The following is a 13,353-nucleotide window of genomic DNA, read 5'->3' on the forward strand; positions in this document are numbered from 1 at the left end:
TGAGATTTGCCTTCCGTCCGCGCGCCCGTTAGAAGCACCGGCATGACCGAACGAATTGCCCTTTATGCCGGCTCTTTCGACCCGTTGACGAACGGCCATCTCGACGTGCTGAAGGCGTCGCTGGCCGTGGCCGATATCGTCTATGCGGCGATCGGCATTCATCCCGGCAAGAAGCCGCTGTTTTCGTTCGAGGAACGGGTCGGACTGATCGAGGCCGCGACCAAGGCCGAATTCGGCCGCGATGGCGCGCGCATCAAGGTGGTCGCCTTCGATGGGCTGGTCATCGACGCCGCCAGGAAACAGGGCGCCTCGATCATGATCCGCGGCCTGCGCGACGGTACCGATCTGGACTACGAGATGCAGATGGCCGGCATGAACGAAACGATGGCGCCGGAGCTGCAGACGGTGTTTCTGCCCGCCAGCCCCTCGGTCAGAACCATTACCGCCACACTTGTGCGCCAGATTGCGTCGATGGGCGGCGACATCCGCCCCTTCGTGCCGGCCGCCGTTGCCGGTGCGCTCACCGCTAAATTCGCAAAATAGGTTTCTCGGAGAAGACCATGCAGCTGAAAAAGCTCGCCTCGTTCCTCGTCGTGCTTGCCGGCCTCGTGACCGCATCGGTCTCGGCCTATGCCGCCGACCCGGAAAACACCATGATCATAACGTTGAAGGACGGCGACGTGACCATTGCGCTGCGTCCCGATCTCGCGCCCAAGCATGTCGCGCAGATCAAGAAGCTGGTGCGTGAGCATGCCTATGACAACGTCGCCTTTCACCGCGTCATCGACGGCTTCATGGCGCAGACAGGCGACGTCAAATTCGGCAACATGAACAAGGGCTTCAACGCCCAGGCTGTCGGTACCGGCGGCTCCAACCTGCCGGACCTGCCGGCGGAATTCTCGCAGACCGAGCACTACAAGCGCGGCGTGGTCGGCATGGCACGCTCGCAGGATCCGAACTCCGCGAACTCGCAGTTCTTTATCATGTTCGCGCCGGCGCCGCCGCTCGACGGCCAGTACACCATCGTGGGCAATGTCGTCAGCGGCATGGAACTGGTGGACCACATCAAGAAGGGCGACGAGGCCGACAACGGCACGGTCACCGATCCCGACCGGATGATCAAGGTTCGTATCGCCGCCGACAAATAGTTCTGTTTTTTGAAAAGGATATCAGACATGGCCGACATCAAGGACCGCGAAAACGCGCTCATCATGGAAACGACCAAGGGCAAGGTCGTCATCGAAATGCTTCCCGACCTGGCGCCCGGCCATGTCGCCCGCATCAAGGAACTGGCCCGCGAAGGGGCCTATGACGGCGTGGTCTTCCACCGCGTCATCGAGGGCTTCATGGCGCAGACCGGCGACGTCAAGTTCGGCAATTCGAGCAAGCCCTCTTTCGCGCCTTCTCGCGCTGGCATGGGCGGTTCCGACAAGCCGGATCTCAAGGCCGAATTCTCCAATGCCAACCACGGCCGCGGCACCTGCTCGATGGCGCGCTCGCAGAATCCGAACTCGGCCAATTCGCAGTTCTTCATCTGCTTCGACGATGCAGCCTTCCTCAATCGCCAGTACACGGTCTGGGGCCAGGTCATCGAAGGCATGGACAATATCGACAAGATCAAGCGCGGCGAGCCGGTGCAGGATCCCGACAAGATCGTGTCGCTGAAGGTCGCGGCCGACGTCAAGTAAGGCGACAGGACAATGATGGGCGTCGTCTGGTCGCTTCTCGGCATCCTGTCGGGCGCCTTCATCGCCATTCAGGCGCCGATCAATTCGCAGTTGGCGCGCGGCCTGGGGCTCCCGGTCGCGGCGGCTGCGTTTTCGTTCCTGTCGGGAGCCATCGTGCTCGGCATCATTGCCGTCGCGGTGGTGAGACTGCAAGGCATCTCGCTCGACTGGAAGGCGCCCGCGCCCTGGCTGTTCATCGCCGGCGGCATGCTGGGCGGCTTCTACGTCACGCTGTCCACCATCCTGACGCCACGCATCGGCGCCGCCGCCCTGATGGCGTTCCTGGTGGCGGGCCAGTTGCTGGCGGGCATGCTGATCGACCGCGTCGGGTTCCTCGGCGTCGCGGTTCGCGAAATCTCGCTCGGCCGCGTGGCCGGCGCGGTGCTGCTTCTGGCCGGGGCGCTGCTTATCAGGCTCTTCTGATGCGTGTCGATCTGTTCGATTTCGACCTGCCGGAAGAGCGTATCGCGCTTCGCCCGGCAGAGCCGCGCGACAGCGCAAAGATGCTGGTGGTCAGGCCGGGCGAGGGGTTTTCGGACCGGGCGGTCCGCGACCTGCCTTCCCTGCTCCGGCCCGGCGACGTGCTGGTCTTCAACGATACCAAGGTCATCCCGGCGCAACTCAAAGGTATCAGGCGGCGCGGCGAGGCGGCGGCGCAGGTCGAAGCCACATTGCACATGCGGATGGCGCCTGACCGCTGGCTGGCCTTCATGCGGCCGGGCAAGCGCGTTGCCGTCGGCGACCGTATCCATTTCGGCCATGACGGCAATTCGTGCTTCCTCGGCCAGCTTGACGCCACGGTGATCGAAAAGGGCGAGGCGGGCGAGGCGCTGCTCGGCTTCGACCTGTCGGGCCCTTTCCTCGACGAGGCGCTGCATGCGGTCGGCCACATCCCACTGCCGCCCTATATCGCCTCGAAGCGCGACGACGACGAGCGCGACCGGGCCGACTACCAGACCATCTATGCCCGGGAGGAAGGCGCCGTCGCAGCACCGACGGCGGGCCTGCATTTCACGCCGGAGCTGTTCGCCGCGCTCGACGCCAAGGGCATCGAGCGCCGCTTCGTCACCTTGCATGTCGGCGCCGGCACGTTCCTGCCGGTTAAGGCGGACGACACCGCCGATCACAAGATGCATGCGGAGATCGGCTCGGTCAGCGAGGCAACTGCCGACGCGTTGAATGCAGCGAAGGCGCGGGGCGGGCGCATCATTGCCGTCGGTACGACCTCGCTGCGCCTGCTGGAAAGCGCCGCGCGAGAGGATGGTATGCTCGCTGCCTGGTCCGGGCCGACCGACATCTTCATCACGCCCGGCTACCGTTTTCGCACCGCCGACATGCTGATGACCAATTTCCATCTGCCGCGTTCGACGCTGTTCATGCTGGTTTCGGCCTTCAGCAGCCTCGAGACGATGCGCGCCGCCTATGCGCATGCCATTGAGCACGATTACAGATTCTACTCCTACGGAGATGCAAGCCTGCTGTATCGAGCGGAGATGAGCGATGGACGATGACCTCGACAGGCTGGACCGCGACAGTTTGATCGCCGAAGTCAAAAAATTGCGCGCCGGCATTCGCCAGCATCGCGATGCATCGGGGCACGATCTTTGCTGGCATCATCCCGATTTGTGGGACCTGCTGCCCGAGAAGATCGATCCGGCAATCGCCGTGCCGCCCTGGCCAAAATTCATGCGCGGCTGCATCCACTACCGCCAGTCGCTGGACGAACAGGCTCCGGACGCACCGGCACACGACAAGGAATTCAATGGCTGAGACGTTCACCTTCAAGGTGCTGGCGACCGAAGGCAAGGCGCGGCGCGGCTTGATCAGCATGCCGCGCGGCGAAATCCGCACGCCGGCGTTCATGCCGGTCGGCACCGGCGGCACGGTCAAGACGATGTACATGGATCAGGTGCGCGGCGTCGGCGCCGATATCATCCTGGGCAATACCTACCATTTGATGCTGCGGCCCGGCGCCGAACGCGTGGCGAAGCTTGGCGGTCTGCACGAATTCGCCCGCTGGCCGCATCCGATCCTGACCGACAGCGGTGGCTTTCAGGTCATGTCGCTGTCGAAGCTTCGGAAATTGACCGAAAGGGGTGTCACCTTCCGCTCACATATCGACGGCGCGCCTTACGAAATGTCGCCGGAGCGTTCGATTGAGATTCAAGGATTGCTCGATTCAGACATCCAGATGCAGCTTGACGAATGCACGGCGCTGCCGGCGGAGCGCAAGGAAATCGAGCGCGCCATGGAATTGTCGCTGCGCTGGGCCGAACGCTGCAAGGCGGCGTTCGGCGAGCAGCCGGGAAAGGCGATGTTCGGCATCGTGCAAGGCGGCGACAAGGCCGATTTGCGGGTGCGTTCGGCACAGGCCCTGGCTGCGATGGACCTGAAAGGCTACGCCGTTGGCGGCCTGGCCGTCGGCGAGCCGCAGGCGGTGATGCTCGAGATGCTCGACATCACCTGCCCGGAACTGCCGGCGGATAAACCACGCTATCTCATGGGTGTCGGAACGCCGGACGACATCCTGAAATCGGTGGCGCGCGGCATTGACATGTTCGACTGCGTGATGCCGACCCGGGCCGGCCGGCATGGGCTTGCCTATACCAGGCGCGGCAAGGTCAATCTGCGCAACGCCCGCCATGCCGACGATCCGCGCCCGCTCGACGAGGAGAGCGACTGCCCGGCGGCGCGCGACTATTCCCGCGCCTACCTGCATCATCTGGTGCGCTCGCAGGAGGCGCTCGGCGCAATGCTTTTGACCTGGAACAATCTTTCCTATTACCAAAAGCTGATGCAGGACATCCGGGCTGCGGTCGAAACCAGCACGTTCGAGGCGCGTGGGGCCGAGATCACAGAAGGCTGGGCCAAGGGCGACATTCCGGCCATTTGAAAAGGATTATAGAGCCTTACCCTCTCCCTGCTTGCTTGCGGCTCTGATGACCATGGGCTCACGATCCGCACTTTTGAATAAGCCGGCTCCGGTCGCAGATGTGGATCAAGGGGCGGAAGTGGGACGAGGTCAAGGCCGCGAATCAAATTTGGTATAACTAGATCATTTCGCCAGCAGCCCCTACTCAGGGTGTAGTGGACGCTCTAATGATTGGATATTGGTTTCTACAAATGTTTGGCGCTGCAAATGATGGAAGAAGACCCTTTCCAATCGAAAATTGATGCACTGCGGATCGCGCTCGAAATCCCAAAGCTGTATTTCAGGAAGGCGATCAGGCCCGAAGGTCGCTGCCCACATTGCTCAACCCCCAATCCAACGTTCGACCAATGGTGGATCACTCATGGTGTTGTGAAGAACGAGCTTGGTGGAAAATCCTACGTTTGGGGTGTCTATTTCTGCACGGCTTGTGGCGGCGCAATTCTGGCGAGAGGCAAGGCAGGTGAGGAAAGCGATTCAGGACCGATTGTTCAGCTCATCCCGGAAGCTAGATCTGCGCACGAAGACATTCCGCCAATCGCCCGCACCTTTCTCCAGCAGGCCATGGACACCTTGCATGCTCCAGACGCTTCGGCCGTTATGGCTGGATCGGCCGTTGACGCGATGCTGAAGGAACTGGGGTACGAGGACGGAAGTGTCTACACCCGGATTAACAGGGCTGTTGCGGACCATAGGCTGACGGAGAGCATGGGGGCGTGGGCGCATTCGGTGAGGCTTGGGGCGAACAATCCTCGACACGCCGATAAAGATAAACCCCACATCCTACCGGCTGAAGCTGTCCAGTCAGTGGAGTTTGCGGAGGCTCTTGGCAATTTCCTTTTCGTGCTGACGAAACGTATCGAACGCGGCAAAAAAGCCGCGGAGGACGCCTCCAACCCGCAACCAGGTACTTCTGGGCTATCTCAAGTAGAAGGGTAAGCTTGGCTCGGGTAAACGTCTATCGTTCTCAGGTGCTCAGCGAATTCGATGCGCGCAGGCTGCAGCCGGTGATCTGGAACGCGCCATCCGGCTGTTGCTGCAGCGTATAGACCGCCTCGTAGTCCTTGCCGTCGGGGCCGACGATCAGCACCTGCTGGATGATCGAGGTCGGGCCCGTCTCCTCGACCTTGCCGAACGAGTAGCTCTGCGGGTTGCGCACCGGCGCGTAGCCATTGGTCACCATGTTCATGAAGGTTTCGACTGTGGGAAAAATCTGTTTCACATTCGGAGCAGCGAAACTGTAGGCGCTGGCACCATCGTCAGCGATGAAAGCCTTGAGCTGGCCGTCGATGGCCGCTTGTGCCGCCTTGATCTCGGCCTCGCCGGCAAATGCCGACGATGCCAGGAAGAGGGGAACGAATGCGAGTGCGCAAAGCGTGCGGCGCATGGTCTGTCTCCCTTGTCTCGGGACCCTCTCAAAATGCGATTGAGGAGGTATGATAACATACGCTTGGCGGCGCTTCATGGTTTCAGCGATGGCGAACATTCGTCTCGCATCGGCGTTTTGCTCGCGCGCGGGCAGCCTGAGCCTTGATTCCGGCGCTTGAAAGCCCGGCTCCAGTCTGCCAGAAGAGCCGCTTGTGCGTATGAGCAGGACGGAGCCATGAAGGCGTTTTTCGTGCAGATCAAATGCGAGCTGGGCAAGTCCTATGAGGTTGCCAGCGCGCTTGCCGATGCCGAGATCGCCTCGGAAATCTACTCCACCGCCGGAAACTACGATCTGCTCGCCAAGTTCTATGTCGACGACGAGGAGGATGTCGGCCACTTCGTCAACGAGAAGGTGCAGATTCTCCCCGGCATAAAGGACACGTTCACCGTCGTCACCTTCCGGGCCTTTTAGCTGTTGTCCTCGCCTGCCCGGGCACGAGGCAAAGTGTGATCAAGGTCATATTCCTGCTGCCTTGATTTTAGGCAGTTGCGATATACTGGCTGGTTCGCATCCCTCAAATCACCGATTGCGCTTGATTTTCTCCGGCGGCGCCAGTGAAATGGCGTCACAGGGGAGTATGCGATTGGCAGCGTTCGATGAAATGCTTCCGGAGGTCTCCGGACTTAGAAGACCGTATTCGGCTTACGATCGCTGGCTGAAAGAGCAGGACCCGGCCAGGCTCACCGAGAAAATGCAGGACGCCGAACGCGTCTTCCGCAAAACCGGCATCACCTTCGCCGTCTATGGCGAGCAGGAAGCCTCCGAGCGGCTTATCCCCTTCGACATCGTTCCGCGCATCATTTCTGGCAATGAGTGGCGCCGCCTCACGCAAGGCATCGAGCAGCGCGTGCAGGCGCTGAACGCCTTTCTCGACGATATCTATCACCGCCAGGAAATCCTGCGGGCCGGACGCGTTCCCCGCGACCTGATCGCCAGGAACGAAGCCTTCCTGCCCGAGATGATCGGGGTCAGGCCGCCCGCCGGCGTCTACACCCACATCATCGGCGTCGACATCGTGCGCATCAGCGAAAACGAGTTCTACGTGCTGGAGGACAATGCGCGCACCCCATCGGGCGTTTCCTACATGCTGGAAAACCGCGAGACGATGATGCAGCTCTTCCCCGAGCTGTTCCAACAGATCAAGGTGCGGCCGGTGGAGAACTATCCGCAGCTTTTGCGCCAGTCGCTGGCGGCGGTGCGGCCGCAGAACGCCAAGGGCACGCCGACCATCGCCGTGCTGACGCCCGGCAGCTACAACTCCGCCTATTTCGAACATGCCTTCCTGGCCGATCAGATGGGCGTGCAACTGGTCGAGGGGCAGGATTTGCGCGTGGTGGACGGTCATGTCGCGATGCGCACGACCGAAGGCTACAAGCAGATCGACGTGCTCTATCGCCGGGTCGACGATGCCTTCCTCGATCCGCTGACCTTCCGTCCAGATTCCGCGCTTGGTGTGCCCGGCATCATGGATGTCTACCGGGCCGGCAACATCACGATCGCCAATGCGCCGGGAACCGGCATCGCCGACGACAAGGCGATCTATTCCTACATGCCCGAAATCGTCGAGTTCTACACCGGCCGCAAGGCGATCCTTGGCAATATCCCGACCTGGCGCTGTTCGGAGCCGGACAGCCTGAAGTACGTGCTCGAACACATCGATGAGTTGGTGATCAAGGAAGTGCACGGTTCCGGCGGCTACGGCATGCTGGTCGGACCGGCGGCGACCAGGAAGGAATGCCAGGACTTTGCCACGAAGCTGCAGGCCAAGCCGTCCAATTACATCGCCCAGCCGACGCTGGCGCTCTCGACCTGTCCGATCCTGACCGAAAAGGGCCTGTCGCCACGCCATGTCGATCTGAGGCCCTATGTGCTGGTCTCCGACCGCATCCAGATCGTGCCGGGCGGGCTGACGCGCGTCGCGCTCAAGGAGGGCTCTCTGGTGGTCAATTCCTCCCAAGGCGGCGGCACGAAGGATACCTGGGTGCTGGATGATTGAGATGAGTGAGTAGGGAATAGTCAGTAGGCAGTACAGGGGACGGGAAATGCCATATTCCATTGAGATTCAATTGCTTACTATTCGCTACTCACTAATAACTACTCACTAATAACTACTCACTAGCCCGAAGGGCCATTCCATGCTTCTCGGCCGCACCGCCAACGGGCTCTACTGGATGAACCGCTATATCGAGCGTGCGGAAAACATGGCGCGTCTGGTCGATGCGGGCCTGCGCATGGCGCTGACGCGCACGCAGAGCGCGTCGGAAGAGTGGAATTCGGTGCTGCTCAGCGCCGGCTCCGACGTCGCATACACGCAGAAGTATCAGGACTATACGGCGGCTGATGTAGCCGACTTCCTTTTGCGCGACACGTCGAACCCGTCGAGCACGATGTCGTCGATCGAGACTGCACGCAACAATGCCCGCATGGTGCGCACCGCGCTGACGCGCGAGACCTGGGAAAGCATCAACGAGGCCTGGATGGCGCTGAAGCGCATGCTGGCAAGGCCGATCGACGAGCGTGACCTGCCAAACGTGCTCGATGCGATCAAGCGCGAAACGGCGCTGATCCGCGGCTCGTTCTACGGCACCATGCTGCGCAACGAGATCTTCGATTTCTCGCAGCTCGGCACCTACGTCGAGCGCGCCGACAATACGGCGCGCATCCTCGACGTGAAGTACTACGTCCTCTTGCCGTCGATCTCCTGGGTCGGCTCGACGCTCGACAATTACCAGTGGGAATCGATCCTGCGCTCGGTATCGGCGCACCGTTCCTACCGCTGGGTCTACGACGCCGACTACAAGCCGACCAACATCGCCGACTACCTGATTCTCAATGTGCGCATGCCGCGATCGCTCACCTTCTGCTATCGCTTCCTGGCCGAGCACCTGAAGTTTCTCGGCGACGACTATGGCGAGCGCCATGCCTGCCATGCAACGGCGGAAAAAACCCAGGCCATGCTGCGGGCAGGCTCGATCAAGGATATTTTCGACGCCGGCCTGCATGAATTCCTTGCCGGCTTCATTCGCGACAACACCAGGCTCGGCGACGAGATCGCGCAGGATTACAGGTTCTATTGAGGAGGCCATGCGGCTCAAGATCACCCATCGGACCGAATACCGTTACGACGCACCGGTGCAGTACCTGCTGCAGCGGCTACGGCTGCTTCCAGTGAGCGGGCGGACGCAGACGGTGCTGTCCTGGGCCGTGGAGGTGGAAGGCGCGCGCGAGGAAGTGCGATTTGCCGACCACTACGGCAATGAGACCCGATTGTTGAGCGTCGAGGGTGACCATGATTTCATCACGGTCGAGGCATCAGGCGAGGTGGTGACGCGCGATACATCGGGCGTTTGTGGGCCGCATCAGGGGTTCGCGCCGCTCTGGCTGTTCGCGCAGGAGACGCCTTTGACCATGATAGGCGATGGCATTCGCGCACTCGCCGAGACAGTCGGCAAGGGCACCGATATCGAGAGACTGCACCGTCTGATGGCTATCATCTCCGAGCGGGTCGCCTATGCGCCGGGCATCACCAATGCGACGACCCCGGCTGAAGAGGCCCTCGCGCTGAAAACCGGGGTCTGCCAGGATCATAGCCATATCTTTGCCGCCACCGCGCGCGCCATGGGTTTCCCGGCACGCTATGTCAGCGGCTATCTGATGATGGACGCGGCCATCGAGCAGGCGGCAAGCCATGCCTGGGCCGAAGCGCATGTTCAGGGCCTCGGCTGGGTTGCCTTCGACCCCTCCAACGGTATCTCTCCTGATGAGCGCTATGTGAGAGTGGCGACGGGGCGCGACTATCGCGATGCGTCGCCGGTTTCGGGGATTCTGCTGGGACAGGCGCAAGAGCGGCTTGCCGTCACCGTCACGGTGGAGCAGTAATCACCTGATGCAGGTCGTCCAACGCCACCTTGGTTTGGGTGACGACATGCATGAAAACAAGGACCTCAGCGCGCCGCATGGATCCGTTCCGACGCGACGCGCTTTTAGGGTTCGCTGCCGGAAGAGTAAACCATGACCTATTGCGTCGGCCTCAAGATCGATCGCGGGCTCGTGTTCATGTCGGACACGCGCACCAATGCCGGCATGGACTCGATCTCCACTTTCAAGAAGATGCATGTCTGGGAAGACCCCGGTGAGCGCGTCATCGTGCTGATGTCGGCCGGCAATCTGGCGACGACGCAAGCCGTGATCAGCGTGCTCGACGAGCGCACCAAGGCGGTTGGCGAACGGCACGCGGCAGTGCTCGAAACGCCGTCCATGTACCAGACGGTGCGGCTGGTCGGCGAAACCGTCAAGGACGTCATCGCACATGCCTCGCCCGCCGGCGACAAGGCCGATTCCTACTTCAACGCCTCCTTTATCCTGGGCGGCCAGATAAAGGGCAGCGCACCGCGCCTGTTCATGATCTATCCCGAGGGCAATTTCATCGAATCGACGGATGACACGCCCTTTTTCCAGATCGGCGAAACCAAATACGGCAAGCCGATCATCATCCGCGCTTATGACCGGTCGATGAGTCTCGCGGAGACCGTGAAGCTGCTTCTGGTGTCGTTCGATTCCACGCTGAAGTCGAACCTGTCGGTCGGGCTCCCGCTGGATCTGCTCTTCCTGGAAAAGGACGCCTTCCAGGTAGGGTTGAAGAAGCGGATCGGCCATGACGACCCGTACTACCGCACGATCTCCGACGGCTGGTCGAGCGCCTTGAAGACGGCCTTTGCCAGTCTGCCGGATTTCCCGGGATAAGGACGTGCCGGATTTCTCCGGTGGTTGCAAAAGTTTAACAGTCGTTTTGAAAACCGGGCGAAGGGCGCCGGTGAAGCGATCATGTCGGGAGGACAGGATGAACAGTGATGATTTCCGGCAATGGTCGCGGCGGGTCGCTGAGTGGGGCGCCGACTACCGCGAAACGCTGCGCCAGCGCCCGGTGCGGCCTCGGATCGAGCCCGGCGACATATTCAGGAGCATAGAAGCGTCGCCGCCTGAAGACGCGGAGCCGATGGACAGGATCTTCGCCGATTTCGAGGAGAAGATCGTGCCGGGGATGACGCATTGGCAGCATCCCCGCTTCTTCGCCTATTTTCCGGCCAACGCAGCACCAGTTTCTGTGGTGGCTGAGTATCTGGTCTCTGCGATGGCCGCGCAGTGCATGCTGTGGCAGACCTCGCCGGCAGCGACGGAACTCGAAACGCGGACTGTCGATTGGATGCGCCAGGCGCTCGGCCTGCCGGAAGGTTTTTCCGGCGTCATCCAGGATTCTGCTTCCTCGGCGACGCTGGCGGCGGTGCTGACGATGCGCGAACGCGCGCTCGACTGGCAAGGCAACAAAAAGGGCCTGACGGGGCAGGCGCGGTTGCGCGTCTATTCGTCGGATCAGGTGCATACCTCGATCGACCGGGCGATCTGGGTAGCCGGCATCGGCGAGGACAATCTCGTGCGCATTCCGGTTGCCGGCCGCTTTCGCGCCATGGACATGGCGGCCCTCGAGGCGGCAATCGTCGCCGACAAGAAGGCAGGCCTGCTGCCGGCGGGTATCATCGCCTGCGTCGGCGGCACCAGCACTGGTGGCACTGACGATATCGCCGGCGTCGCCGCGATCGCCAAACGCCACGGGGTCTATCTTCACGTCGATGCCGCCTGGGCGGGATCGGCGATGATCTGCCCGGAATACCGGCATTTCTGGGCCGGTGTGGAGCAGGCGGATTCTATCGTCTTCAACCCGCACAAATGGCTTGGCGCGCAGTTCGACTGCTCGATCCAGTTCCTGCGCGACCCCGAAAGCCATGTCAGGACGCTCGCCATCAAGCCGGATTATCTGAAGACGCACGGTCATGACGGCATCATCAATTATTCCGAATGGTCGGTGCCGCTCGGCCGTCGCTTCCGCGCGCTGAAACTGTGGTTCCTGCTGCGCGCGCATGGACTGGAAGGCCTGCGCACGATGATCCGCAACCACGTCGCCTGGAGCGAAGGCCTGGCAGCGCGCCTGGCCGACGAGCCGGATTTCGAGATCGTCACCGAGCCAATGCTGTCGCTGTTTTCGTTCCGGCACAAGGCGAATGGAGCGGATGCCGACGAGCACAATCTCCGGCTGGTCAATGCGATCAATGATGACGGACGCATCTACCTGACACAGACCAGGGTGAACGGGCGCGTCGCCATCCGCTTCCAGGTCGGCCAGTTCGAGGCGACCGCGGCGGATGTCGATTCGGCTTTTGCCCCGATCACCGAAATCGCGCGCGGACTAACCTGAACCGGCTGAGTCGGAACTGCGACCAAGTTTGCCTTTGCTATCATGTGGTTTCCATTAGCCGGCTCACGCCTTTTCATTGCTTTCGTTTTCGTCTATGGTCAAGAAAAACGAAAGCAGAAGGTCTTCAGATGTATCTGTCGCCGCGCCATGCCGAAATCGTCCAAATGGCCAAGGATCATGGCCGCGTTCTGGTCGACGATCTGGCCACCCACTTCAACGTCACGCCGCAAACCATCCGCAAGGACCTCAACGATCTTTGCGACCAGCGGTTGCTGTCGCGCATCCATGGCGGCGCCCTGTTTCCTTCCGGCATCGAGAACATGGAGTACGAAGCCAGGCGCAAGATCGCCGCCGAGGAGAAGGAGGCGATCGGCAGCGCGGCCGCCAGGCTGATCCCGGACAACGCCTCGCTGTTCATCAACATCGGCACCACGACGGAGTCGGTCAGCAAGGCGCTGCTGGATCACAGCGGCCTCATGGTCATCACCAATAACATCAATGTTGCCAACAGGATGCGCATTTATCCTTCGATCGAGGTGGTGATCGCGGGCGGGGTGGTTCGCGGCTCGGATGGCGGCGTCGTCGGCGAGGCGGCGGTGGATTTCATCAGGCAGTTCAAAGTCGACTACGCCGTCATCGGCGCCTCGGCAATCGACCATGACGGCGCCTTGCTCGATTTCGATTTCCGCGAGGTCAAGGTCGCGCAAGCCATCATCGCCAATGCCAGGCACGTCATCCTGGTATCCGACCGGACCAAATTCGAGCGCACGGCGCCGGTTCGCATCGGCCATCTGTCGCAGGTCAACACCTTCATCACCGACCGCTGCGATATCCCATCGGTGCGCAAGATCTGCCAGGAGGCCGAGGTTCAACTGATCGAAACCTCGCTCGATTGAGGATGCTGTAGCGCTTTCACGGCCTTGTGATATTTCGTTTGACATTCGTTATGAGTTCGAAATAATCCCGCCACGGTTTCGCAAAAGAGCCAAATGGTGCATTGCGAAATTGTTGGAGGACT

At 61.3% G+C, this 13,353-nt stretch carries 16 protein-coding genes; 15 read left to right on the forward strand and 1 reads right to left on the reverse strand.

Annotated features, from left to right (window positions below; genetic code table 11):
* Window positions 1-42: 42 nt before the first annotated feature.
* From coaD to LB532_RS22130, 8 genes are all read left to right on the forward strand, one after another.
* Window positions 43-543, forward strand: coding sequence for a pantetheine-phosphate adenylyltransferase (gene coaD, locus LB532_RS22095; RefSeq protein WP_140638242.1), 501 nt, complete (start codon window positions 43-45; stop codon window positions 541-543).
* A 110-nt stretch (window positions 544-653) separates the two neighbouring features.
* Window positions 654-1,148 carry a peptidylprolyl isomerase gene (locus LB532_RS22100; protein WP_224557239.1) on the forward strand — a complete coding sequence of 165 codons (495 nt, stop codon included), beginning with the start codon at window positions 654-656 and terminating at the stop codon, window positions 1,146-1,148.
* A gap of 27 nt (window positions 1,149-1,175) precedes the next feature.
* A complete protein-coding gene (locus LB532_RS22105; protein ID WP_140638240.1) occupies window positions 1,176-1,688 on the forward strand; it encodes a peptidylprolyl isomerase in 513 nt (170 codons plus the stop codon).
* Between the two features lie 12 nt (window positions 1,689-1,700).
* The gene (locus tag LB532_RS22110) at window positions 1,701-2,150 is read left to right on the forward strand and encodes a DMT family transporter (protein ID WP_140515312.1); all 450 of its coding nucleotides are present in this window, start codon (window positions 1,701-1,703) and stop codon (window positions 2,148-2,150) included.
* Entirely contained in the window at window positions 2,150-3,238 is a 1,089-nt protein-coding gene (gene queA, locus LB532_RS22115) for a tRNA preQ1(34) S-adenosylmethionine ribosyltransferase-isomerase QueA (protein WP_140638239.1), read from the forward strand. Before LB532_RS22110 ends, queA begins: the two co-directional genes overlap by 1 nt.
* On the forward strand, window positions 3,228-3,497 hold the full coding sequence (locus LB532_RS22120; protein ID WP_140638238.1) for a hypothetical protein: 270 nt from the start codon (window positions 3,228-3,230) through the stop codon (window positions 3,495-3,497). The genes queA and LB532_RS22120 overlap by 11 nt, the downstream gene beginning before the upstream one ends.
* Entirely contained in the window at window positions 3,490-4,620 is a 1,131-nt protein-coding gene (gene tgt, locus LB532_RS22125) for a tRNA guanosine(34) transglycosylase Tgt (RefSeq protein WP_140638237.1), read from the forward strand. Before LB532_RS22120 ends, tgt begins: the two co-directional genes overlap by 8 nt.
* A gap of 210 nt (window positions 4,621-4,830) precedes the next feature.
* A complete protein-coding gene (locus LB532_RS22130; protein ID WP_140638236.1) occupies window positions 4,831-5,595 on the forward strand; it encodes a DUF4145 domain-containing protein in 765 nt (254 codons plus the stop codon).
* 28 nt (window positions 5,596-5,623) lie between these two features.
* On the opposite strand, the gene LB532_RS22135 is transcribed toward LB532_RS22130, so the two are convergent.
* The gene (locus LB532_RS22135; protein WP_140638235.1) at window positions 5,624-6,043 is read right to left on the reverse strand and encodes a DUF4864 domain-containing protein; all 420 of its coding nucleotides are present in this window, start codon (window positions 6,041-6,043) and stop codon (window positions 5,624-5,626) included.
* Window positions 6,044-6,259: 216 nt separating this feature from the next.
* Here LB532_RS22135 and LB532_RS22140 point away from each other — a divergent pair, with 216 nt between their 5' ends.
* The 7 genes from LB532_RS22140 to LB532_RS22170 all read left to right on the forward strand — a co-directional run bounded on the left by LB532_RS22140 (window position 6,260) and on the right by LB532_RS22170 (window position 13,231).
* Window positions 6,260-6,496 (forward strand): Lrp/AsnC family transcriptional regulator, encoded by a 237-nt coding sequence (locus tag LB532_RS22140; RefSeq protein WP_010909609.1) that lies wholly within the window; start codon window positions 6,260-6,262, stop codon window positions 6,494-6,496.
* A 172-nt stretch (window positions 6,497-6,668) separates the two neighbouring features.
* Window positions 6,669-8,081 (forward strand): circularly permuted type 2 ATP-grasp protein, encoded by a 1,413-nt coding sequence (locus LB532_RS22145; RefSeq protein ID WP_181169266.1) that lies wholly within the window; start codon window positions 6,669-6,671, stop codon window positions 8,079-8,081.
* Window positions 8,082-8,220: 139 nt separating this feature from the next.
* Window positions 8,221-9,162, forward strand: a complete 942-nt coding sequence (locus LB532_RS22150; RefSeq protein WP_140638233.1) for an alpha-E domain-containing protein — start codon at window positions 8,221-8,223, stop codon at window positions 9,160-9,162.
* Between the two features lie 7 nt (window positions 9,163-9,169).
* Complete coding sequence (locus LB532_RS22155; RefSeq protein WP_140638232.1) at window positions 9,170-9,964, forward strand: transglutaminase domain-containing protein; 795 nt, start codon at window positions 9,170-9,172, stop codon at window positions 9,962-9,964.
* A 132-nt stretch (window positions 9,965-10,096) separates the two neighbouring features.
* Complete coding sequence (locus LB532_RS22160; protein WP_140638231.1) at window positions 10,097-10,828, forward strand: peptidase; 732 nt, start codon at window positions 10,097-10,099, stop codon at window positions 10,826-10,828.
* A 97-nt stretch (window positions 10,829-10,925) separates the two neighbouring features.
* Complete coding sequence (locus LB532_RS22165; RefSeq protein ID WP_140638230.1) at window positions 10,926-12,335, forward strand: pyridoxal phosphate-dependent decarboxylase family protein; 1,410 nt, start codon at window positions 10,926-10,928, stop codon at window positions 12,333-12,335.
* A gap of 128 nt (window positions 12,336-12,463) precedes the next feature.
* A complete protein-coding gene (locus tag LB532_RS22170; RefSeq protein ID WP_140515319.1) occupies window positions 12,464-13,231 on the forward strand; it encodes a DeoR/GlpR family DNA-binding transcription regulator in 768 nt (255 codons plus the stop codon).
* Window positions 13,232-13,353: the final 122 nt, after the last annotated feature.

Origin of the sequence: Mesorhizobium sp. ESP-6-2, from assembly GCF_020164675.1 — a bacterium.
GTDB lineage: Bacteria > Pseudomonadota > Alphaproteobacteria > Rhizobiales > Rhizobiaceae > Mesorhizobium.